Here is a 24872-nt window from a genome sequence, read left to right as displayed (position 1 = left end):
TGTTTTCATTAAATCCTTTCATAAAATAAATCCATATATTTTAACGCCTTCCTATTCTTTACAACTAATATCTGATAAAAATAACTATTTTTGTAAAAGAGGATGAGTAAAAGATTTAGCAAAAAAGAGGTGTAGTCGCCTCGTTGGTTCATGCCTTTTCTGAGATTCAGTAATACTTTGATTTATTACCTGAACCTTTCAGATTCTTAGGTATAAATCAAAGTATTACTGAAAGTAAACGCCCATCCTCTTTTTATTTAAACGATGAATACAATCTTAGTCATACTTATTATAGCTTTGGGATTATGGTTGCTTTACAAACTCTTTAACTCAGGAGGAAAAGACGACTACAACAGAAATACAAGTGGCTATAATCGTAACGCAGATAACTATGATAGAGGAGAAACGAAAAAGGAAAATAATAAAAAATCTATTTTCTCATTTTTACATAAAAAGAAAAGCAATACAGAGAAAAAAGCCAAAAGGCAAAGTATCTTCGCCCGTATATTTTCCGAACCTTTACCTTTCGATGATGGAGCCATAACCTGGTGTGCAAACTTTTTAATTATTGATAAAAATACGTTGATCGGGATATTAAAAGATACTTCTGACCATTACTCTCACTTCAAACTGGGTAAAAGAAGTGGGGGGTATCGTACAATATCGGCACCTGATGCAACCTTGCTGAATGTTCAAAAAATAATCTATAAACGTATATTACTCTCTGTAAATGTGCATCCTGCAAGCATGGGATTTCGTCAAAACATATCTGTTACGCATAATGCAAAAACCCATTTAGGGAATAAACAAATATTAAAAGCCGATATTACCGACTTCTTCGGTTCAATAAAAAAGCACAGAATAATAAAAGCATTTCGAAGAATCGGATATCCTGCTAATATATCACAGGTATTGGCAGAATTATGTACTCTTGAAAATAAACTTCCTCAAGGTGCAGTAACCAGCCCCACCCTTAGCAATATTATTGCATATGATATGGATATGAAATTGGCTTCTGTTGCCGAAAAAAGTAATCTGACATATACCCGCTATGCTGATGATTTAACCTTTTCAGGAGAAAATATCTCTTTTGAACTTACCCTATCCGAAATTGATCGTATAATAAGGGAAGAAAAGTTTGTATTGCAACGAAAAAAGACCCGTTTCCTGACAGAGAAGAAGCGAAAGATTGTTACCGGCATTTCCGTTAGTTCAGGCGAAAAGCTAATGATTCCCAAAGCAAAGAAGCGTGAAGTAAGAAAAAATGTTCATTATATTTTAACAAAGGGTCTGGCTGAACATCAACGATTTATTAGTTCAACCGACCCTTCTTATATGAAACGGTTAATGGGCTATCTCAATTTCTGGCTTATGGTAGAGCCTGATAATGAATATGTAAAAAAGTCTATTGCCGCCTTAAAAAAGGTATAGACTATATTATTACCGCACGTCCATTTTCTACTTTCAAACAGCCTTTATCCATAGCTTTAACTATCCCCCGATGCATTGCGGCATCAACATTCGATCCACCCCGGGAAAAACCCAAAAGCTGGGCTGATAACCTTGATAAATCTGTTGTGGGTAAACTTATCTCATCTGTCAGTATATGCTTCATCGCATTGGCTACTTCTTCGGGTGGAAGATCAACAGCATCTCTCAATCCTGTTCGGAAAAGATCATATTCCATATATTGCTCTTCATTCAACCAATAGAAAGATAAATCCTCATAATGTGACACATAAAAAGGAGTAGACAGCAACAGTTCATTAAGATAACCGTCTAAACGCTGTCCTAATCTTGAAATACCCCATGCCGCAAGTACTCTTTTACAAAGCAACGATTTGCTTATGGGTGCTTCTGTCTCCATGACTTCCTTGATCTGATTCAGTATGACTGCCCTGTGTCCCGGATAGAAGAACTCCTCACCGCCATATGGAGAAGGCATTAATGCTGATATCCGGTAGGATGATATATTATTCTCAACAAGTTCGGCCGGAGATGATATATCCATTGTCATCTCACTTTCCGTCTCTACATTTTTTTGCGGAGTTATAACTTCTATATCAACAACATCTGTTTCTTTGGCAATCAAAGCTTCCTCTATAGCCGCCAAAACCGCATCGGGATTCTCCCACCAGTCTAAAGTCCATATCTTAAGTATTTTCCATCCAAGCATTCTTAGTACGCTATTCTGTACGATTTCCCTATCCCGAACCATTTTAGCCCGCCTGTAATTCTCCCCGTCACATATAATACCAAGTCTATATCTGGACGGATTATCCTTATCTACAATGCCAATATCTATTCTATAGCCTGAGCAACCGATATTCGTATCGACTTTGTATCCTAATTTTTCGAGTTGGCTGGCTATCAGATTGTTTATTGAATATTCAGCAACTGTATTTTGCGTTCTATTTGCTATTTGCCCTCCTTTTTCGGCATATTCCAAGAAACGTTTAAGTCCCGCAACACCGACTGCACCTGTCCGGTTAAGGTCAATTTGATCGGAGCGTAAAGTAGAATATATTATCATTTCGTATCTGGCTCTCGATACGGCTACATTCAGCCTGCGCTCTCCCCCCTCTCTATTGAGAGGACCGAAATTCATACTTATCCGCCCATCCTTATCCGGGCCATATCCTACCGAAAACAGAATAACATCTCTTTCGTCTCCTTGTACATTTTCCAGATTCTTGATAAATATAGGCTCTTCACATTCTAATGCCAGACTCTCGAACTGAGAATTGAACAAGAAAACATCCGACAGTAAATCCTCTATAAGAGATTGTTGCACTGAACTGAATGTAACGACACCGATGCTTCTTTTTCTCAGTTTCTCATCTTTCAGCCTTCTTACTATTTCGTCTACAATAGCTTGTGCTTCCGCTTTATTTTGCCGGGATTTACCCTTATCATAATGCCCGTCAATAGGAACAAACCTGACCTTAGATTCAATATTATCAGGTGAAGGGAATGTCAATAGTTTATTGTCATAATATTCCGAATTACTAAAAGCAATCAAACTTTCATGCTTACTCCGGTAGTGCCAGAGTAAATATTTGGATGGCATAGAAAGAGCTAAGCAGTCGTCCAGAATACTTTCCAGATCTTCCATTTCAATATTGTCTTCGTCTGTAGAATTTACAGAAAAGAAATTAGTTGGAGGCATTTGTTTCGGGTCACCGACTATCACTACATTTTTCCCTCGGGCAATAGCTCCCACCGCTTCATAAGTCGGCATCTGTGATGCTTCATCAAATACTATAAGGTCAAATTTATCTGCATCCACGTCTATATACTGAGCAACAGATATAGGACTCATCAACATACACGGGCACATCCTTGGCAGCAGAGTAGGTATAAGATCGAATAATCTGCGGATAGAAATGCCACGGGCATTGTTCCTGATGTTTCGTTGCAGAATGCCCACTTCCGAGTTTTGAGTTGCTTCTCTTGTAAAAGATGGAAGGTTAGCCGCTAGCTTAGCTACCAACTCTTTTCGTGTCAATTGTTCAAAGTCGGCAACCAGCCTTTTGTATTTTTCTATTGTATCATTGAATATTTTCCCTTTAAACAGTTGCAGATTTGGCTCTTTGGAGATAATATATTCGACTACAGCTTTGTAAAAGCTTTTATAGAATATATTCAGAAGATTGGCTGTTTCAATGTTGTCATTTTTGTATTGATCGGCGATAAAACCTATTTGCAGAGCTTGCATCTTGTTATAGACAAGTAACCATTGATACCAGTCTTTAAGTTTATCCAGATTATCGTACCAAATGTTAAGCTGCTCCAAAACAGAATCTATCCAGTTGTTCGATTGTTTGTACAAAACATCTTCACTTGTTCCCAATACACTATATAACAGTTGTTCTTGCTGATCTAGCTTCGGTATCAGATTGTTTATTGTAATCAGTGCTTCACCATGCATTCCCCTGAATGTATTGATCCCGTCTGATAACTGTAGAGATAACACACGCTTTATATTTATGGCTTTGGATATATCTTTTGTATGTTCCAGTATTAATGAATTAATAATTGAAGTGTCTGTAATAATCTGTTGTATTGTTTTCCAATCTTCGTTACCATTACGTCCATACTTCTTAAAGTACAGAGGCATATCTTCCTCATATTTTTTCAAATAGGTTTGTTCCGATTGATATTCGATTATATCCTCTAAAGTTGATGATATTTGATCTTTGCTTAATTGACAGGTTGCATATATTATAAGTTGCTTCTTTATAGATCTCTGTCCGAAAAATTTAGGGATAAACCATTTATTTAAGGTCTGATTCCAGTCGAACAGCATTTTCCTGGCATCAAGAGACAATACTCCTTCCGAGAATCTCGAGAGTAAGCTTTGTTTTAAGCGATCTCTGTTTTTTCCATGCTCGCACACATCGCTGTATTCGTCTAAAATCTCGCTTAGTTGAGGTGATATAAGTAACGCAGAAGTAAGTTCCGGTATATTTAGTAGCTTATCAATTATGTTTGTTACAGTTCTTGTATTCTGCTTATCCTTGTAGACATCAAATTCTGCAAATAGACCCGGTAATTGATCGAGCTGCTTTCGAATATCTGATATAAGGCTGATCAGACCTTGAATGCTTTTTGACGCTTCGTCTTTGATTGTGGACGAGTATTGTCCGATAGTAATACCTGTCAAAGGATGCTTATACGGATGCCCGCAAGCATTCGCTGTGGATATCAGCTGCTCTATTGTTTCATGCCATTGTTGAAGCCTGTTTTTATCCAGTTCAGATAAAAGTACTTCGGGTATATTAAATAGAGGATCAGTATCTATTTGTTGATATTTTACAATAGCATCGTAAAGCGAAATGCCGAACGGATATACCTTGTGCAAAGCCTCGATATACTTATTCATTTCAGTGCGCAAGGCAAAAATACGCTCAGCTTCCTGCTTAAAATCTTCAGGAGGTGTAGTCTTTACGATCTCAGTTGTTTCTTTTAGCTGCGAAAGGATCATCCCCTTTTTTGTCTTGTTAGAATGTAATTCCAAGCAAAAGGGAGCTAAACCGATAGCTTCGAGACGGCGTTGAACTACCGACAATGCCGCCATCTTTTCAGCAACAAACAAAACTCGTTTACCTTTATATAAAGCATTAGCTATGAGATTCGTAATTGTTTGCGACTTCCCTGTTCCGGGAGGGCCATGTAAGATGAAATTTCGGCCTTCGGATGCTTCCCAAATGGCCTCCAACTGCGAAGAGTCGGCACTGATCGGCAAAACTATCTCGTCGGGAGGAATCGTGCTATCCAGTGTTTTAGCATCAACTTCACACTCCTCAACGTTCCATTCTATCTTACCGTTCATAAGGCTGGAAACAACATTATTCTCAATAAGCTTATGAGAATTATTATGAATGTCGTTCCACATGATAAACTTATTGAAAGAGAACAGTCCTAAAATTGCTTGTTCCTCCACATCCCATTTTGGCTGATTTTTTATGCTGTTTCTAATAATTGAATAAATGAGTTTAACATTCACACCACTATCATCCACGGGCAGAGGGTCTAATCCTGAAATAGTAATATTGAAATTCTGGCGAAGCATTTCCAACAATGTAATGTTCATCATTGTTTCTTCCTCCCTGGAACGTATTACATAGCCTTTTGCTGCCGATTTACGTATTATTTCGACAGGGATAAGCAGTATTGGTGCATAGCGCGGACGCTCACTCGATTTTGTTTCGTACCATTTCAATAAACCTAAGGCTATATACAACGTATTAGCCCCGTTCTCCTCCATGGCTGTACGTGACGAACGGTACAAGTACGTAAGGGCTTTGCCCAGTTCGTTTTCGGTCAGATAAGAGCGAAGCCGTTTTTGCGTCAATTCAGATTTTATCAGGTCTGTTATAGGATCGGCATCTGAAACTGATTTGTAAAGTCCATAATCAAACAATGGATTGTCCCAATCGGTGGGTTTATGCATTATTCTAAATTCTTCTCCATCGGCTAATGCATCTTCGAATAAATCGAGATTAGCAGAAATGAGTTGCAATGTATTCTTTGTGATCCTTATATTCAGGAGATTATTCCGCAGGCTTAAATCGAGAAGTTTGCGCTCCCACAGTAACTGTTTGGTAACAACAACCTCTGAACTTATTCCTGACAAATCGTAAGGATTTATAGTTTGAGGTGTTGCTTGTGACCTGTCTGAGACGGGCAATACTTCTTCTTTTATTTCCCAATGTTGCCCATTCAATATTCGTTGCGGAATTGGTTTAATTCCTGAAAAACGAGTCCTCTTTATATCTATAGCTAATATGAAACCGGGTTGTGAAATACACTTGTTGGCAATTTTTACAGCCTGATCGAAATCGATATTTTGTCCCATATTCATGCAGGTGGTCTCGACTAGTGTGATATCATTAATACCGTCAGCTATTCTCTTATTAATCAGAGAGACATCCTCAATCACACTGTCGGGAGATGTTTCCGGTACAAGCCATCCTCCTGCGAATGCATGTCCGTTAACCACTATAATAAGCGGGTGTATTCCAATTGCTTCCAGGCATGAGGCATATAGCAAGGCCATATCAAGGCAAGTACCCAGTTTTTGAGTCATCACTGAATCTACAAGTCGGATTCGTTGTCCGTAGTCTTCAAAACTAGCGGGTACAGTGCTGTATATAATTTCCTGTTCGGCAATGGCTGTATATATGGCAGCCATTTGTTTTTGTACTCTATCGGGATTTCGGCTTTGGTATTCGTCCAATGACGGGCTACCTGTCCATTGTTCCAGGATAGTTGCCGCCCGTTTGATTACAGGTAGTGTTGCCGGATGATTTGGCGTAACAAATGCAGATAACATTTCCGGTAAAACAGCAATACCTCCCCACTGATCGTAAGCCAAAACATTGATAGGGTATTTTTCTTCAAACAGGAGTTCCTCTTTTGAATATATCTTTAGCGATATATCTCCGGATATGCGTTCTGTAAGTTGGGCAAAGTAACCGGCAGAGAGATTTAACTTAGGTATTTCGACTCTTATCTTTTCTTTTGCATTGATTATTTCTACGGATATAGGAATAGCCGTTGCGAAGCCGGGATCTGCAGTTAACTCTATCCTTAAATCCTTTAGTATTTCTTCTGTCAGGTTTTCTATCGAAAAATCACGTATAACAGATACCCGATTCTGTTGCATGGCAAAGTTTACAACAGGCAGATAAGAAAATTCAATATTAAGTTTACTTTGCTCATTTTCCATAACTAGAGAACTCTTTGTTATAATTAGTTTGAAATACTTTTTACAAGGTTTAAAGATAATAATCTATCCCGCAATATTCACACAACTTCTACTATTTACAGACTTTACCATCTCAATCTCCGTACTTATCTGTTCCCCCATATATTCGGCATGTAAGGATAGTAGCGAAAAAATAAATTCATAGGAGTAAAAAATAGATGTGTTGAGTAAATGTCATGCAAGCATAAAATAAAAAATAGCTACAAACAATTTGTTTGCAGCTATTTAATTTACGATATAAGTGATCCCGAAGCGATTCGAACGCTTGACCCACAGCTTAGAAGGCTGTTGCTCTATCCAGCTGAGCTACGGGACCATCCTTTTTGCTTTTAGCGAGTGCAAAGATAGTATATTTTGGTTAAAACAAAAGACTTTTAGCGAAAAGTTTTCACAACAGAATGTGATTGGTCGAAACAAAAGATTGTAAATATATTGCCTTTATCGATAACATTTACTACTTTTACCCCGAACAATAAAAACACTCCGATGAGAATGTAAAAAAACTTTTACCATACACAGGTTTATTTCTCAATTGTTTAATTGACTATACAGTATATTTTTAATATCTGTTTCCCAGTCATTTTTTATACCAACATGTAATTCTTAAATCAGCAAAGCAAATACAATGCTTCTATCCGGTATGTAAGACGGATATCATTTCTGGCACTCTGTACTGGCATTAATTATGCCGTGTTCGGGGTATCCAAGTTTTCAATATTTTAAAATTATATCTATCATGTGTATTTCCGTACAACAATTAACATATACACATCCTGATAAAGAAGTTCTTTTTCAGGGTGTCAGTTTTTCATTAACTAAAGGGCAGAAAATAGCTCTGATAGGAGATAACGGTTCTGGCAAATCGACTTTAATGCATTTGCTGAAAGGAGATTTAAAGCCTTCATCGGGCGAAATAATCTGTTCGTCTGATCCATACTATATACCACAGCATTTTGGGCAGTATAACCAGATGACTGTGGCTCAGGCGTTGCGAATAGACAGTAAGTTAAGAGCTTTGCATGCAATTCTCAATAACGATGCTTCCTCTCAAAACTTTTATTTACTTAACGATGACTGGACAATAGAAGAACGTTCCCAAACTGCATTATCCCAGTGGGGAATGGGACATCTCCCGCTTACAGCATCTTTGGATAGTCTCAGCGGAGGTGAAAAAACGAGGTTGTTTCTTGCAGGTATAGACATACATGAACCGGGGCTTATCCTGTTCGATGAACCAACAAACCACCTCGATTATCACTATCGGGGAAAATTGTATGATTTCATCACATCATCCCGTAAGGCAATGGTTATCATCAGCCACGACAGGGCTCTTCTTAACTTATTGCCGGAAACCTATGAGTTGAGAAAGGATGGAATTACTTATTATGCAGGAAATTACGAGTTCTATAAAATCCAAAAAGAGCAAGAAGTACTATCTTTGCAGGTAAAGCTGGAAGAACAGGAAAAAGAACTGCGCCTTGCACGTAAAACAGCGAGGGAAATAGCGGAACGAAATCAAAAACGGGATATTCGTAATAAAAAAAATGTTGAGCAGAAAGGAATAGCCCGTATTGTGGTCAACACATTACGAAACAAAGCAGAAAACAGTACAGCAAAACAGAAAGGCACACATGAACAGAAGATGGGATCTTTAAGAGAGAATATCAACGATATACGAAAATCCATGCCCGATATGAAAGCAATGAGAACAGATTTCAGTGAATCAGGGCTGCATGCGGGAAAAATACTGGTTTCGGCAAAAGATATAAATTTCAGCTACAATGATAATTCTTTGTGGAAGGATCCACTGAATTTCCAGATAAAGAGTGGTGAGCGAATATTGCTTCGAGGTAGTAACGGATCGGGTAAGACTACTTTATTGAAACTAATTACAGGACAATTGTTACCTCAGCAGGGGATATTGGAACTGGCCGGTTTCACTCACGTGTATCTCGATCAGGAATATTCTATCATCAATAACAGACTGACGGTTTATGAACAAATACAGCAATTTAGTACAGGACTGCAAGAACATGAAATAAAAACGATACTCAACCGCTTTCTTTTCTCTTACCAGTCCTGGGATAAAGAGTGCGCTCTTCTCAGTGGCGGTGAAAAAATGAAACTTGCTCTCAGTTGCCTGATGGTATCCTCTAACACACCTGATATATTTATCCTGGACGAACCGACAAACAACATCGATATCCGGAATATTGAGATACTCACTGCTACAGTCCGGGATTTTGGAGGAACGGTATTGCTCGTATCGCACGACATGTATTTTATAAACCAGATGGATATCGATTATGAAATAGAGCTTTGATAGATTAAATAATAATGCTCATTATCTTCACCATTCATGTAAAAAACAATAATCCCCGATGAGCCCGTGAACAAAAACACTTGAGCTTCACAGCAAAAACAAATCGGTTTATCTTCTTTATTTTTGGATAATAAAAATAGTTCTATCAATCCATAAGATTGAGCTTGTGAGCGAAAGAATAGTTATATTTGCAAAAACCAAAGATAATATGGAACAGAGAGTTATAGTGGAAACGTTAGATTATTCCGGCATATTTCTGTCGTGCTATACCAACGACAATACCACATGTGTACATGCAACAAAAGACCATACGCTGCTTTATCTCTATTCGGGCGAGCATGTGATTGATGATAATGGGCAACAAACTATTATTCGCCCGGGAGAATGCGCTTTTATTCGTCGTGACCACCGCATCACGATGTATAAAAATCACACGGAAACAGAACAATATAAGGGGATTTCCCTGACTTTCCGCCGTAACCTGCTTCGCGAATTTTACAATAAACTGCATAAAAGCGAAATTCCAAAATCGGTATCCGAACTTCACGAAAGTGTATTCAGGATCAAACCCAGACCCGATATTACAAGCCTTTTTCAATCACTCACACCCTATTTCGATTCCAAAATCAAACCCAGCGATGAAGTGGCAAAGTTGAAGTTGCAGGAAGGAATATACTGCCTGCTCAATACCAGTAAGGAATTCTTTCCAATACTGTTCGACTTTACCGAACCCTGGAAGATTGATATTATCGAGTTTATGAACGAAAATTACATGTATGAGCTTTCGATGGAAGAAATAGCATCTTATACTGGCCGTAGCCTGGCAACTTTTAAAAGGGATTTCACAAAAATCAGTGATGTACCGCCCCAAAAATGGCTTATTCAAAAAAGGCTGCAGGTTGCTTACGAAAAACTCAAAAACGAGGATAAAAAAGTAAGTGACGTGTATGTTGAGGTAGGTTTTAAAAACCTGTCTCATTTCTATTCAGCTTTCAAAAAACAATTTGGATACTCCCCAAAGAAATAAAAGGATACCTGAGCCTTTCAGCAAAAAAATCTGAGCCTTTCAGCAAAAGAATCACAAAGTTCTTCTGTTAATTTTGTCTCAAACCAAATAATACTGAATATTGTTATATAAAAATAAAAAATAAAGAATATGAGTACAAGACGAGTAAAAGCATTTGGAACAGAGGCTGCTGTAGAACCTTTAAAAGATTTAAATATAGAGCGTAGGGAAGTTGCGCCCAACGACATAGAAATAGAAATTCTATATTGTGGTATTTGCCATTCCGATTTACATAGCATTCACAATGATTGGGGCAGTACTATATATCCGGTCGTTCCCGGGCATGAAATAGTTGGCAGGGTTACAAAAACAGGTAATAAAGTAACTAAATTCAAAGTCGGGGACTTGGCAGGTGTAGGCTGTATTGTAGATAGTTGCCGCGAATGTGAGCATTGCCATGAAGGAGAAGAGCAATTCTGCGAAAAAGGATGGACAGTTGTATTCAATTCACCCGACAGCAAGCACGGAGGAGTCACTTATGGCGGGTTTTCTGAAAGTATTGTTGTAGACGAAAACTACGTTGTACATGTACCCGATACTTTAGATCTACCGGGCGCCGCACCTATCCTCTGCGCCGGCATCACGGTTTATTCTCCGTTGAAACACTGGAATGCCGCACCAGACAAGAATATCGGAATAATAGGCATAGGAGGTCTGGGGCATATGGCCATAAAGATTGCCAAAGCAATGGGCGCTTATGTTACAGTGTTTACCACATCTCAATCGAAAGCTGACGATGCAAAACGTTTGGGGGCAGATGCTGTGATCATTTCTTTCAATGCCGAACAAATGAATAAATGCCCGAAACAGGATATGATATTGGATACCGTTTCGGCAAAACATGACGTCAATGTTTATCTCAACTTACTGAAAACAGATGGTTCTTTGGTAATAGTAGGCTTACCTAACGAGCCATTGGAAATAGGTGCCTTTAATGTGGTAAAAGGACGGAAAAGTTTCTCCGGCTCCAATATCGGAGGTATAGCCGAAACACAAGAGGTATTGGACTTCTGTGCAAAACATAACATCAAAGCCGATGTAGAACTTATCAATATACAGGATGTTAACACTGCCTTTGAAAGGCTGGAGAAAGGACAGGTTAAATATCGTTTTGTAATTGATATGGCTTCTTTAAAGAATTAGAAAGGCTGATCCGGGTTTATATAAAAAGGTAGCAGGTAATCTGCTGCCTTTTTTATTATGTGGAAACTACCCATAAAAAGTATCAAAAAAAAACAGGATGATCCTGACAGCAAAAACCATTGAGCCGTTGAGCAAAAATACCCTGGATTAACTATCATAATTTTGCATTATACATAAATGACGACATCTGATTATAAACGATAAAAAAATAAGATGGATATATTTGCAAGAATGAAACAAGGGGATTTAATCCTTGAAAATGACCCCGAATATCCCCAATTATATGAGGCTCTTCTCAGAGGAATGCGTATTACAGGCTTACTAAATGCGTCCTATCACACTAAAGAACAAACCCGTGATATTATCAGTGAACTAACCGGACAGCAATTGGACGAAACAACATGGATTGTACCACCATTTTATACCGATTTCGGTCAATTTATCCGCTTGGGTAAAAAAGTATTTGTCAACAGTGGATGTATGTTTATGGACAGAGGAGGTATCACATTGGAAGACGGTGTTTTTATCGGACCGAATGTAAACATAATTACGGAAAACCATGCTGAAGAGCCCGGATTACGGCACAATGTCTATACAAAACCTATCCTTATAAAGCGTAATGCCTGGATAGGCGCAGCAGCAATTATATTACCGGGGGTTACGGTCGGAGAAAATGCTATCGTTGCAGCGGGAGCTGTAGTGACTAAAGATGTGCCTGATAATATGATAGTAGGTGGTAATCCGGCAAGAGAGATAAGGAAAATAAAAACAAGCTCATTATGAAAAAGATAGCTACCGCATTAGTCTCTATTATGATGATAACAAATCTTTCAGCATGTATCTCCAATGATACGAACGATCTGTATACACCGGAGATCAACAACAAAGTCCAAAATATACATATAAATATATCGAGACTGAAAAATAGTATCTAAATACAAAATTATTTACTATAAGTGAACATAAAAAATGATTATTGGTTGAAAGGTTATTAATAATTATTATTCACATGCCTGACTTATTTTGTATATCAGGCAGCTTGTTAATTAACTTAATATCCTTATGCCAATGAAAACCAAGACACCGGATCTTACATCTGAAATGTATATCAAAGATGTTGATGAAATTTCTGTATCTCTTGATGTATGGAACTTAAAAGAAAATCAGGATTTTGAATTTATTGCCAGAGAAAATAAAATTCTGCTGGTAATAAATGGAAGTCTGAAATGCTCCCTGCCCGGATATACTGACGAAAGTCTCAGTTCCGGTCAGATGATATTCATATCTATAGGTACGCGTTGCCTGATAAATACCATAGAAGGAGTATCTGTCATATGTTTGAAACCCGGGTTAATCCTAAGCCGCTGTAATCATTCAGACCTTTACCAACCCGAATTACCTGAAGATAAATTGACAGTTCTGAAATTCACCCCCATTATTTCAGCATACATTGATTCATTAAGGTGGTTTCTTAACATGAACTCCCAAGACCATACTTTATATATCTGCATAAAGACCAGGGAACTCTTTTACCTGATGTCTATTTGCTATACTCACGGAGAAAGAAGTCTCTTTTTTAGAAATTTAGCTTCAAGAGACAGGGATTTTTCCGATTTCATATATCAGAATTACAGAAAAGTAAAATCTATAAATGAACTGGCCAGTTTGTCCTTCTATAGCCGTTCCGGTTTCGAAAAACGGTTCCGCAAAACCTTTGGAGTACCCGCATCTCACTGGATCACCTTGCGTAAGGCTGCAGATATATATCATGAAATACGCCGGAGCCGGAAAAGCATTAAACAAATCAGTTTTGATCATGGTTTCTCATCCCTGTCTCATTTTCATAAATTCTGCAAAGCAAAATTTGGCTTATCACCCGGATTTATACGCAAACAGATGCGGACAGATGACGATGTTATAAAAAAGGTGAAAAAGTAACTAAAAAAGGAAAAAATATATGATATTTTTTAATTATCTAAAATTTATTTTTGTAACTCGGAAATCACGAAGACAACAGTTTAAACTTACTAATACATAATAATAGAGAAATTTATCTTCATTTAGACTAAGACAACAAAACATTAAAAAAAATCATTAATCTGGTAAATTTAACAGAAAAGAATAAAAATTTAGAAAAGCATATTCTGCTATGTATGAATATACATAGCTTAATTAACACCCCTGAATAAAAAATAAAATTTGTGTTAACGCGTCATTTAAGAGGGTGTACTATCCGGAATTTATAAATAATGACTTTATAATAACAAAAGAAGAAGACAACAAAAGAAGACAACAGTACAAGTAACAAATACTCTAAGTCAAATTGATTTTTTATAAAATCAATAAAATAACTACTCAATAATATCCGATGACCAAAAGAATAATATTTCTCACACTGTTTATCTGTGGGACGGTTTTTCAGGGTAATAGCCAAACTATCTCTGAAAGAACCGGATTCCCCTCAGGAAGGGAGGCAATGCCTTTACTAGGGCTTAAATCCAATCTGATTTATGACCTGACAACAACCTTGAATGTGGGGGTTGAATACCGTTTATCCGAATATCTGAGTTTGGATATATCCTTCAACTACAATCCCTGGACATTCTCAAACAACAGAAAATTCAAACATATCCTTATACAGCCGGAGTTGCGCTATTGGATCAACGAGCCGTTCAACACCCATTTTATAGGCACCCACCTCCTTTACAGCCACTACAATGCAGGAAATTTACCTTTCGGGTCTTTAAAAGATTACCGTTATCAGGGCGATGCTTACGGATGGGGTATATCTTATGGCTATCAGTGGATTCTTTCTCCCCGTTGGAATTTAGAGGCAACGCTCGGTATAGGCTATGTTCATTTCGACTACACACGCTATGAATGTGAAAAGTGCGGACGAGAACTGGGCACCGGGAATAAAAACTATTTCGGTCCTACCAAAGCAGGTATCTCTCTTATTTACATTCTTAAATAATAACATATCAAATAATATTATGAACCGGACAAAATATTATACCATTCTGTTTGTAATCCTTTTACAATTTACGCCATTATATAACATTGGCCAAAATACACATCTGGAAGATATTAAAATAAAAGAGATAAACGATAGTTTACAGGTGAGCTACCGGATAAACACGAACGGGAACCCCGTTACCAACGGCCAAGCCATATATCTTAGTCCCATACTAATGATGAAGGGCAACCACTACCCTCTACAACCGGTAATCATTGCCGGAAAGAATAAACAGCAGGTACTACGGCGATGGGCGAACAACTATAAAAGAGAATTATCGTCCTGCATTATTAATCCTGAACTACAAAATGATTCAGCGCTTTACTTCAATGTACAAATACCCTATCTGCAAAAAGTCGATTCTGCCCGTATGCTTGTAAAGTTAGAAACTCTACACTATAGGGGTAAACATACACTTACATCTGATATGACCGTAAGTCCTGTTATTCCGGCAAATCAGGAGACATATACTTTTTCGCCCCAAGTCAGCTTTATCATCCCTAAAAAAGAAAATAAACTTCATTGTGTGCAAAAAAGTAGTTCTGTATTTTTTAAGACAGGACATTCAGGCATACTCCCGGCATACAGAGACAACCAGACAGGGATATCCGAAATGGAAAGAATATTGAGGGATATAGTTAATAATAAAAATATTTCTCTGGAATCAATATACATACACGGATATGCTTCTCCTGAAGGAAGATATGGAGTAAATGAAACTTTAGCCATGAAAAGAGCATTGGCTCTGAAAAATCACATCAGGTCAATGTTTAATATCCCGGATAGCTTATTAAAAACAGATGCAACCCCGGAAGACTGGCCTGGCCTGACTACACTTATCGAATCTAAAGAATTGATTAGCAATGAAGATATCCAAAATATTATATCCATAGCAAGAGATGATGAACGCGAGGCTGCATTGAAACAACTAGACAATGGAAAGCCATATCATATAATACTAAAAGAGTTATTTCCCATGTTAAGGCGCGTAGAATATCAAATCCGCTATTCTATCAAGGATTATAGTGGGGATGAAATCAAAACATTAGAAAAAAGTAATCCTGAAAACTTATCCCATCGGGAGCTTTACAATCTGGCCATGAGCTATGGAGAGAACAGCACCGAATATAATCGATTGCTCACAAAGACTATTCCTTTTTACTATCCCAAAGATACAGTAGCGATCAACAATGCTGCCGCAGTCTCGATTAAAAACGGAGACTTAGATGCTGCGCGACGCCTTTTAGAGCAGGCTGTCCCAAGTGATCTGCTATACAATAACATGGGCATAATCTATATGTTGGAAGGTAATCGGGAAGAAGCACTCCGTTGTTTCGACAAAGCCATTACCTCAGGTAATGAACAGGCTGTATATAATAAAAAAGAGTTGCAGCGTAAAAAATAAATAAGCTTTACTGACATATATAAAAGCAAATAATTCATTTATAAGTCAAATCAATCACATTGAATCAATTTTAAAAACCAACAGCGTATGAAAAAAAAATTCAGCTATCTAGCATTATTAGCCATGGTACTATTACTGGGCTTTAGCGGTTGCTCCAACGGGGAAGATACAGAACCCGTAGATAATGCAAAACCAAAAAGTGTATTCCTGAAACTTGGCAAGAGCGCCGTCACACCTCATTCGGTAAGTAGTCCGGTGAGTAATGGAACCGATGTAGTCCTACAGTCGGGAGATTTATATTTCGTAAATGCATCAGGTGCCATATTAAAGCATTACACGATAACCTCTTCTACTACAAGTGCTACGAATATTAATATGACAGAAGCTCATAACGGAGCATCGATAACCAACCTGCCCGGAAATACAGAGATGGTCTATGTTGTAGGTAATACGTCCGGTCTTCCTACTTCGGGCAACATTTCCACAGTACAGGAAGTTGTATTGCAAGTGGAATCCCAGAATGATATTGAAGACGCAAACCTGTACGGAAGCGGCCCACTAGTCGATCCTGTATCACCTGCTACTGCCTATACCTGTGAGGTTGATCTTAAACCTACCGTGGCACGTATCGAACTAACGGATATTACTTCCAGTGGTGTTATTACTGATTTTAAAGTAGATGGTATTTTCATCGATAATTATTTTTCACAGGCTTTAGTAAAAGGAAGTGTGACCAGTACCGATTTCGTGGAAAACGGAGCTGTGGCGGCAGCATTTAATGATGAAACCAGTGAATATCCGGCCGGGCTGAAACCTGCCATCTATGATTTCTATGATCCGGCACTCTCTGCCTCTACAAAAGTAGCTAAGCCTGCAGGTACGGGTACAGTATGGGCTTATAATTTATTTGCTTCATCCACCGGTAGTACAGTTCCCCGTATAATCATACGCCTGAGTGATATCGTAACAAATGATGGATCTACATATACTGCTCCGCAGTTTGTCACGGTCAAAGGATTCAAAGCTGTTTCCGGAGGAGCTTCTCTAACAAGTATTGAATCGGGTAAAATATACAAGATAGCAGCAGGAGCATTGACATTCAATGAGACCGACCTGTCTCCGATACCAAATTTAAGCCTGATCGATATAGAAGTAACAGTTAATCTGGTTGCCTGGACAGTAGTAGGTGTAACGCCTGAACTTTAATGTATACAGCATTCTTCGGGGAAAGCCGACTATACTTTCCCCGAAGGATCACTATACAAATCCGCCATATCACAGAGAGATGCGGTTTAGTAAGAATCTAAAGGCCTAATATATGAGATTGTTCCATTTGTTTTTCGTATTGTTTACCATCCTGATATTCAGTAGGTGTATTGATGATAGTTCAGGTGAATGTCCGGTCGGTATCGATAAAAATTTTATACTGAAGTTTCGTTATGTAAGCGATGGACCCGAAGAACTTTTTATCGAAAAAATAAAAAGGGTGGACGTATTTGTTTTCAAGGAAGATGGACAATATGTAATGACCCAAAGTGCAAACCTGGCTGCGTTAACCTCTTTTGCCGGAATCATGCTGGATCTTGATCCGGGTAGTTACCGGATCGTCTGCTGGGGAAATGCTTCCGGAAAAACATTTTTCAGTCCGTTAAGTACAAATAGCATGATGAAAGATGCTTTTGTAACTCATACTGCCCTCAGAAGCGGAATTGCTGCAACGAATGGCGACACATTATATTATGCATTGGATCATACCGTATTGTCCCCGTCATTAAAAGTTACGACAGTATCCGAAACAGTGATAGAACGGATACTCGATTTTCATAATGCATTCATAAAAATACAGGTCTATGTAAAAGGGCTTTCAGACAAAGGTCCTCAGGGGCAACTGCTTGCACCGATAGTAGAGATGACCGGAGTTACCAGTGGATACAATTTCGAGATGCAGACTTTCGGCAATGCTGTCCATTATCTTGATATATCCGCATTTGAATACATATCAGGAGAAAAAGTCGCTGCTATAACATTTTACACACTTCGTTTCCAAGATGACAATCCGATAGAAATAAAGATTAAGAAAAGTTCCGATGGCAGCACTCTTACAGTAATCAATCTCAAAGATTTTATGAAAGAGAATAATATAACAGTAGAAGGTATAGAGAAGGCTGTAGTACCTATACTGGTTGAATATAAAGAAGCCTCTGTCGAAATAAGTATTCCCGAATGGGGACAAATACCGGTAGACCCGGAATTATAAACATATCAGGCTGGTGAATCGCCCGGTTCCTTTCCGGTCTGTATATATCACAGCGCAAAACACAGAAACAAAATAGAGTATGAGAATCATAAATATGCATACCGGACAAAAAATCATCATTACTTTATGCATTTTATCGGGAGTACTATTAAATTCCTGTCAGGATAATGACGAAGTACCATCTCCCGGTTCAGCAACAAAAGAAGTAACCTTTTCCGTAAAAGTTCCGGGAGCATCAGCCCCTAAAACCAAGACTCTGCCAGAAAGTAATGAGAATGAAGTCAGGAGCATCGAAGTACTATTGTTCGATGACAATGGGGAATATACTTATCAACCGGTGTACAGCAATGTAATCAATACCGATCCTGACAACAGCAATATCAAGACCTTCACCATAAAGGTTCCCGAAGGCACATACAATATGGTAATACTCGCTAACGCGCGACAAGCGGTATCAGGAATCGTGAGCAGTATCCATGACGGAGATTCCAAAGCATCGGTACTCGAAAAGCTGGTTATCACCAATAGCAATAAATGGAATGCCGATCCGGTGTCCGCAGGATATATACCTATTCCAATGTTTGGCGAAATACCTTCTATTTCCGTAAATGCATCATTGCCGTCCAGTACATCTGTAAATCTGGTTCGTATGGTATCTAAAATTGATGTGGCACTAACCAATACAGATGCCTCGGCTAATTTCACCTTAGAAAGCATACGCCTATATAATTATAATAATAAAGGATATATAGCACCACTTTCAGGTAATTGGGACCAGTCACAAAGTATTGTCACCGGAGTCAGTATACCTACCGGTTCTATTCTCACTCCAGGCCCGTTATTATATGACGGTACGGCTATTACTACAGCACATACGGCATCATCAGGAGAAATATATACATTCGAGGCTGCAAAGGCTGATCCGTCATCGATGCAAAATGCCACATGCTTGGTGATAGGCGGTACATATACGGGAGACAGCCAACCAACATACTACCGTGTAGATTTCGCCCGCACGTCATCATCGGTTACCACTTACCTGCCCGTCCTCAGAAACCATTATTACAAAGTAAACATAACAAAAGTCAGCGGCCGTGGATTACCCACACCTGCCGATGCATTCAGTTCCCGCCCGGTAAATATAGAAGCAAATGTGATCATGTGGGATAATGTAAAGATCGGTGATATCGTCTTCGACGGACAATATATGCTGGGAGTATCGCAGAGTTCAATCACATTTACGCGCGATGCTCATACAACCTCCAGCTCTGATAATGCGTTTTGTGTAACAACCGATTATCCTTCCGGATGGAAGATAGACAAAATAACGGATGTCTCCGGTAACAATGTAACCTGGCTCAGCGTCGTATCCACTCTGGGAGCTGCCGTATCCACAGGAGTTTCGGGTAGCGTTACAGACCTAAAGCTAAATATGTCCGAAAACACCAGCGGATCAGACCGTACAGCATATATTCATCTTAGCGCAGGACGCCTTACCCATACGGTACAAGTTCTGCAAAAAACTGAAATCAACCTGAATTTAAAGGTGACTGACCTGTCAGGCAAGGCTATATCCGAGTTGGTTTTTGCATCATCTGCCGATGTTCAGCCTGCTGCACAACAATTCAAACTCAAATGGAACCCGGTCACATTAAGTGTCACAGCAACCCGTAGCGACATTTATAATATCGGCTTTTCGTTCGACGGATCTTCAGACCAGCCGGGATCAGGTATACTCGCTCTTCTGAATGATCCTTCGGGAGAGAAAACGTTTACTGTACGCCCTACAGCTATTACAGCGGCTGAGATTGCAGTAAATCCTTTCATGGAGAAGGTCTCTGTCGTCGATTTCAGGATAGGCGACCCATATACCTTCTTAACCACAAGTATTTTCCTCAGGCAAGTCAGATATAATATCTCTACGCAAAAAGACGCATATTACCTGATGGATGGAACTCAGAAATATTTCACAGTCAAATCCAATACAAACTTCACCGTTGAGGTCAAAAGTAACCCGGATAATGTGGTACAATCCTTAGTGACCACTTCCGGAGGAGCCAATACAAGCGGTACCAGAGTATATTTCAACATAATCAACGATGCCGCCAATCCGGCGCTTTACTACAGAGACATTGTATTTACGATCAAAAGCCCCCAAGGTCGTTTTGCCGATACAGATATTACATTGCCATGCTATGCCGGTGTCATCCAACCTAAATCGAACTCATATATTGTCAATCCGGGAGGAACAGGAATACTTATCCCTGTCAGCCGGGCAAACGACTCCGGGATAGGGACTCAATTGGGTGCATCGGAGAATTTCACGGCCAGACTCCTCTGGACAGACAATGCAAACAGGGTAGCATCCAATTCAAATATAAGCCAGATTCATATTATTGGAACGGGATCATCTGCTTATCTTCTTGTTAAACAGGGAAGCGCTTCAGGAAATGCTGTTGTAGAGATCAAGAACGCATCTAATACAACCCTCTGGTCCTGGCATATATGGGTGACCGACTATACACCGGTAGCTTTAGGTACAGGTAAATTTATGGACCGTAACCTCGGAGCCATAGGCAACACACCAAGTGCGGCGGCAACAAAAGGCTTGCTATACCAATGGGGACGCAAAGACCCGTTCCCGAGTTCATCTACGTTGACAGGAACCGATGAACCTACATTATACACTGCCTCAGGAACAATATCTGTTACCAGAGCACAAGTATCTGTAGCAAATAATCTTGGCAATGCTATAGCTAATCCCTTCACATTCTATTATCTGGCTACAGATCCCCGCGACTGGTACAGCAATAGTGGAGTCAGGAGCGATGCCCTCTGGGGTCCTGCGTCCAAAACGGTTTATGATCCATGTCCCACCGGATGGCGTGTACCTCAGCAGGGAATATGGCTCCTTGCTAACTTTACAATGGGACAAAATGGGGCCGTATGGGGCAGCAATGGAATGACCTGGACAGGTTATGGTGGATGGTATCCCGCAGCAGGTTATCGCGTAGATTCGAATGGAAATCTGACTAATGTTGGCAGTACCGGAATATATTGGACGGCTACAAATTCAGGTACAAGTGCAAATTATCTCAGTTTCACCAATAACACTGTGGCAGTACAATACCCGACCTATCGCGCCGGAGGCTTTTCTGTACGGTGTGTTGCCGAGCAATAGCAGTAATCTGAATAAACAGAAATAAAAAGAATTATACAATGCATTATTAAGCAATAAAATATGAGAGTAACCATCAAATCAATTATATACCGGACTATACCCGTTTGGGCTATATTTCTAATCCTCTTCTGCTCCGCTTGCCGCGATACGGAAGATGTACCGGTTGGAAATATTAATGATATGGAAATACTGTTCTCCGTCATAGTTCCGGGTTCATCCGGACTTAAGTCCTCTATGGACGAAGAAGATGAAGATAATGTGCAGAGTATAGAAATTTTGTTGTTCGACACAGATGGTAAATATACTTACCAACCCTTGTATAGCAATGTTATAAATACAAACCCTACAGACAGTAAGGTTAAGACCTTCACTGTAAAAATTCCGGAAGGTACTTATAACATAGTGATTCTGGCTAATGCCCGCCAAAGCCTTGCTAATGCTTTAGGTAGTATCAGTGATGGAGAGGCAAAATCTTCAGTCTTGGAAAAATTGTTGCTGGCAAACTCAGGAAAATGGAATGCCAATCCTGCATCTACAGGATACATCCCCATACCGATGTGGGGGGAAATAACATCGCTCACGGTCAATAACAGCACTCCTGCCAGTAATCCGGTAAATCTGATCCGTATGGTCTCTAAGATAGATGTAGCACTTACTCATACCGATGCCACAAGCAAATTTACTCTGGAAAGCATACGTCTCTATAACTATAATAACAAAGGCAGGATTGCTCCAACTGCATCAAACTGGAGTGCATTGCAAAATAAAGTAACAGCAGCATCAGTCCCGGCCTCAGCACAGAAACCGGTTAATCCGGCACAAAATCCGCTGGTATATGACGGGGCTGCCATCACAACACCGGGTGTTTCGAGTTCAAGAGAGATCTACACCTTCGAGGCGTCAGCCGGAAGTTCATCCTCATTACAAAGCAATACCTGTCTGGTTATTGGTGGAACTTACACAGGCGATAGCCAACCTACATATTACCGGATCGATTTTACCCAGACGTCTTCAGGCAATACTACCTACCTGGCATTATTACGAAATCATCACTATAAAGTAAATATTTCTGAAATAAGCGGCTCCGGATTGCCGACTCCGACAGATGCCTTCAATTCCCGTCCTGTGAATATAAAAGCGGAAGTTATTGAATGGAATGACGCTCAACTATCCGATGTCGTCTTTGACGGACAGTATATGCTGGGAGTATCACAAGGAGAATTTATATTACCTCGCGATATCCATATAGCTACCAGCGAAGGCAACAGTCTCGCTGTGAGCACAGATAACCCTTCCGGCTGGAATGTTGATAAAATAGTAGATACCGGAGGGAATAACATTAGCTGGCTGGGATTGTTATCAACATCAGGAAGCGTAATTTCATCAGGAGCCTCCGGCGTTACTACTAATGTAAAACTTAGCCTGACTGAAAATATAAGCGGTATAGTGCGTATTGGTTTTATACATCTGAAAGCCGGACGCCTTACTTATATAGTCAAGGTGACACAAAATATCAATGCAGCACTTGCTTTGAGCATAAAGAATGTAGCCGGGACCAAGAGTATTAATGAATTGATATTTGCTGCACCAATAAATGCATTACCTTCAACCCAGCAATTCAAAATGAAATGGAGTCCTGCAACGTCTTCTGTTATCGCAACTAACTATGTCATAGGTAACGCAGGGCTATCTTTAGACGGGTCTTCCGGTTTACCTTCCTTCGGTCTACAGTCGTCCATAAGCGATCCTTCGGGCGAAAAATTATTTACAGTGCAGCCCACCGCTATTACAGATGCCGAACTTTTAACAGACCCGTTTCTGGTAAAAGTATCAAAAATGGACTTTACGGTATCCAACGGGACCAATAATATAACTGAGAGCCTCTTCTTGCGACAATCAGCATATAACCTTGTATTCAGCAATGTCAACTCTTCGTACTGGACCAACGGAAACACGTATACCTTTAATGTGAGAAGTAATACCAACTGGCGAATCAAATCCATCACAGAGAATATAACAACAGGGAGCGGCTCGCTTTTGAACCTGCAGGCATCAGATAATCTAAAAATAGGAACTGTCGGTAGTACCAATACGGGAACAGGCACTCCGGTTAATTTCAGAGTTGTGAGTAATGTTGTAAGTATGGCGGGACAGATAAGTGTTGTTTTTGAAAGTCCCGACTCTCCGAAGAAATTCAATGATGTAACCCTTGTATTGAATATAATCAATGAATATTATCCTAAAGCTCATCAGGGCTGGGCCGGAAGCAATATTTATTACGATTTCGCTTCAGGACATTTGACCTTTGACGATGTAGGGGTTACTACTCACAGAACCTATCAGGGAGTGTATTTTCAGGCAGGCAGCTTATATGGAATGTCTCCTGTAGATATCAATCCTTTAGCAAACACAATATATCCCACTATAGGCGGAACGACATTAAATTTTGCATGGTCTGCCATCCCTTATGCAACCGCCAGTGTAAGCAGCAACCCTCCTGTAGGGAAAACGCAGTTTGACCGCGCATACCTTTATGAAATAACCAATGAAGCAACTGGTGTTGGCGACATTTGCAAATATATGACAGATAAAGGCTGGGCTCCTCCAGGTAAAAAATGGCGCATGCCTACTTCCAACGAATTTAACACTGAGGCTAGTTATACAGTTACCGGAACATTTATTCCGTACGTTCCGATCGAACCTTATGGCATCCAGATATTTAACCGGGGATATAATAAGTCTGACATAGGATCCCCATTTTTTCCGGCTTCCGGCTTCCGGGAAGAAACTAAATTGACAAAAGTCGGAGAAAATGGAATGTACTGGTCTTCATCTGCTAACAGCACAAGTTCATATGCCATGAATTTTGCATATGGTCTGGTAATACCAAATACAATCCTTTTCCGCCAGCTGGGTTTTAGTGTTCGTTGTGTCGTAGAGGAATAACAAGCAGGCATACTATCAAGTTTATATAAGTTTAGGTCGTGGAGACCTATTGCGTAGTTTTGTAGAATTTGTGCTTATGGAATCCTGTGGGTTGTGATAACCAGCGGATTCCATTTTTCAGGAACTCTGATACAGAGCCTTCCGTTTATCAAATATTTTTACAATCCGGGTAGGCAACTAATATTAACTAATATATAAGACCTGCACCAACAAAAAACGATGACAGATTTATATAAAAAATTGCAGATAGCAAAAAAGGAAA

General features: G+C 39.4%; 14 protein-coding genes and 1 tRNA gene. 13 read left to right on the top strand and 2 right to left on the bottom strand.

Going from position 1 to position 24872, the window contains the following annotated elements:
- Positions 1–264: 264 nt before the first annotated feature.
- The gene (locus HMPREF9455_RS02280; protein ID WP_006797957.1) at positions 265–1431 is read left to right on the top strand and encodes a retron St85 family RNA-directed DNA polymerase; all 1167 of its coding nucleotides are present in this window, start codon (positions 265–267) and stop codon (positions 1429–1431) included.
- 1 nt (position 1432) lies between these two features.
- On the opposite strand, the gene HMPREF9455_RS02275 is transcribed toward HMPREF9455_RS02280, so the two are convergent.
- Together HMPREF9455_RS02275 and HMPREF9455_RS02270 are read right to left on the bottom strand one after the other, a co-directional pair.
- Positions 1433–7234 carry a DUF3320 domain-containing protein gene (locus HMPREF9455_RS02275; protein ID WP_006797956.1) on the bottom strand — a complete coding sequence of 1934 codons (5802 nt, stop codon included), beginning with the start codon at positions 7232–7234 and terminating at the stop codon, positions 1433–1435.
- 281 nt (positions 7235–7515) lie between these two features.
- Positions 7516–7589: transfer RNA gene (locus HMPREF9455_RS02270), tRNA-Arg, on the bottom strand.
- Positions 7590–8009: 420 nt separating this feature from the next.
- On the opposite strand from HMPREF9455_RS02270, the gene HMPREF9455_RS02265 reads away from it, so the two are divergent.
- The 12 genes from HMPREF9455_RS02265 to HMPREF9455_RS02215 all read left to right on the top strand — a co-directional run bounded on the left by HMPREF9455_RS02265 (position 8010) and on the right by HMPREF9455_RS02215 (position 24610).
- The gene (locus tag HMPREF9455_RS02265) at positions 8010–9596 is read left to right on the top strand and encodes an ABC-F family ATP-binding cassette domain-containing protein (RefSeq protein ID WP_006797955.1); all 1587 of its coding nucleotides are present in this window, start codon (positions 8010–8012) and stop codon (positions 9594–9596) included.
- Positions 9597–9804: 208 nt separating this feature from the next.
- Positions 9805–10623 (top strand): helix-turn-helix domain-containing protein, encoded by an 819-nt coding sequence (locus HMPREF9455_RS02260; protein WP_006797954.1) that lies wholly within the window; start codon positions 9805–9807, stop codon positions 10621–10623.
- Positions 10624–10752: 129 nt separating this feature from the next.
- Positions 10753–11805: an NAD(P)-dependent alcohol dehydrogenase gene (locus HMPREF9455_RS02255; RefSeq protein ID WP_006797953.1), complete on the top strand. Its 1053-nt coding sequence runs from the start codon at positions 10753–10755 to the stop codon at positions 11803–11805.
- 213 nt (positions 11806–12018) lie between these two features.
- Positions 12019–12588: a sugar O-acetyltransferase gene (locus HMPREF9455_RS21855; protein WP_006797952.1), complete on the top strand. Its 570-nt coding sequence runs from the start codon at positions 12019–12021 to the stop codon at positions 12586–12588.
- Entirely contained in the window at positions 12585–12740 is a 156-nt protein-coding gene (locus tag HMPREF9455_RS21265) for a hypothetical protein (protein WP_006797951.1), read from the top strand. The genes HMPREF9455_RS21855 and HMPREF9455_RS21265 overlap by 4 nt, the downstream gene beginning before the upstream one ends.
- A 133-nt stretch (positions 12741–12873) precedes the next feature.
- Positions 12874–13743, top strand: coding sequence for a helix-turn-helix domain-containing protein (locus HMPREF9455_RS20560; RefSeq protein WP_052303040.1), 870 nt, complete (start codon positions 12874–12876; stop codon positions 13741–13743).
- Between the two features lie 430 nt (positions 13744–14173).
- Entirely contained in the window at positions 14174–14779 is a 606-nt protein-coding gene (locus tag HMPREF9455_RS02240; RefSeq protein WP_006797949.1) for a DUF3575 domain-containing protein, read from the top strand.
- A gap of 19 nt (positions 14780–14798) precedes the next feature.
- On the top strand, positions 14799–16226 hold the full coding sequence (locus tag HMPREF9455_RS02235; RefSeq protein ID WP_006797948.1) for a tetratricopeptide repeat protein: 1428 nt from the start codon (positions 14799–14801) through the stop codon (positions 16224–16226).
- Between the two features lie 87 nt (positions 16227–16313).
- Positions 16314–17432, top strand: a complete 1119-nt coding sequence (locus HMPREF9455_RS02230) for a hypothetical protein (RefSeq protein WP_006797947.1) — start codon at positions 16314–16316, stop codon at positions 17430–17432.
- A gap of 112 nt (positions 17433–17544) precedes the next feature.
- Complete coding sequence (locus HMPREF9455_RS02225) at positions 17545–18483, top strand: FimB/Mfa2 family fimbrial subunit (protein ID WP_006797946.1); 939 nt, start codon at positions 17545–17547, stop codon at positions 18481–18483.
- A 79-nt stretch (positions 18484–18562) separates the two neighbouring features.
- Positions 18563–21664, top strand: a complete 3102-nt coding sequence (locus HMPREF9455_RS02220; protein ID WP_006797945.1) for a fimbrial protein — start codon at positions 18563–18565, stop codon at positions 21662–21664.
- A gap of 60 nt (positions 21665–21724) precedes the next feature.
- Positions 21725–24610, top strand: a complete 2886-nt coding sequence (locus tag HMPREF9455_RS02215) for a fimbrial protein (RefSeq protein WP_006797944.1) — start codon at positions 21725–21727, stop codon at positions 24608–24610.
- Positions 24611–24872 lie beyond the last annotated feature (262 nt).

This window comes from Dysgonomonas gadei ATCC BAA-286 (assembly GCF_000213555.1).
Classification (GTDB): domain Bacteria; phylum Bacteroidota; class Bacteroidia; order Bacteroidales; family Dysgonomonadaceae; genus Dysgonomonas; species Dysgonomonas gadei.
Note: the sequence above shows the minus strand (reverse complement) of the source record. Positions and strands in the feature narration are given on the sequence as shown.

Excerpts from the sequence above, each read along its gene's own strand:
- HMPREF9455_RS02280 (WP_006797957.1), top strand. The coding sequence starts at position 265 with ATGAATACAATCTTAGTCATACTTATTATAGCTTTGGGATTATGGTTG.
- HMPREF9455_RS02275 (WP_006797956.1), bottom strand. The coding sequence starts at position 7,234 with ATGGAAAATGAGCAAAGTAAACTTAATATTGAATTTTCTTATCTGCCT.
- HMPREF9455_RS02265 (WP_006797955.1), top strand. The coding sequence starts at position 8,010 with ATGTGTATTTCCGTACAACAATTAACATATACACATCCTGATAAAGAA.
- HMPREF9455_RS02260 (WP_006797954.1), top strand. The coding sequence starts at position 9,805 with ATGGAACAGAGAGTTATAGTGGAAACGTTAGATTATTCCGGCATATTT.
- HMPREF9455_RS02255 (WP_006797953.1), top strand. The coding sequence starts at position 10,753 with ATGAGTACAAGACGAGTAAAAGCATTTGGAACAGAGGCTGCTGTAGAA.
- HMPREF9455_RS21855 (WP_006797952.1), top strand. The coding sequence starts at position 12,019 with ATGGATATATTTGCAAGAATGAAACAAGGGGATTTAATCCTTGAAAAT.
- HMPREF9455_RS21265 (WP_006797951.1), top strand. The coding sequence starts at position 12,585 with ATGAAAAAGATAGCTACCGCATTAGTCTCTATTATGATGATAACAAAT.
- HMPREF9455_RS20560 (WP_052303040.1), top strand. The coding sequence starts at position 12,874 with ATGAAAACCAAGACACCGGATCTTACATCTGAAATGTATATCAAAGAT.
- HMPREF9455_RS02240 (WP_006797949.1), top strand. The coding sequence starts at position 14,174 with ATGACCAAAAGAATAATATTTCTCACACTGTTTATCTGTGGGACGGTT.
- HMPREF9455_RS02235 (WP_006797948.1), top strand. The coding sequence starts at position 14,799 with ATGAACCGGACAAAATATTATACCATTCTGTTTGTAATCCTTTTACAA.
- HMPREF9455_RS02230 (WP_006797947.1), top strand. The coding sequence starts at position 16,314 with ATGAAAAAAAAATTCAGCTATCTAGCATTATTAGCCATGGTACTATTA.
- HMPREF9455_RS02225 (WP_006797946.1), top strand. The coding sequence starts at position 17,545 with ATGAGATTGTTCCATTTGTTTTTCGTATTGTTTACCATCCTGATATTC.
- HMPREF9455_RS02220 (WP_006797945.1), top strand. The coding sequence starts at position 18,563 with ATGAGAATCATAAATATGCATACCGGACAAAAAATCATCATTACTTTA.
- HMPREF9455_RS02215 (WP_006797944.1), top strand. The coding sequence starts at position 21,725 with ATGAGAGTAACCATCAAATCAATTATATACCGGACTATACCCGTTTGG.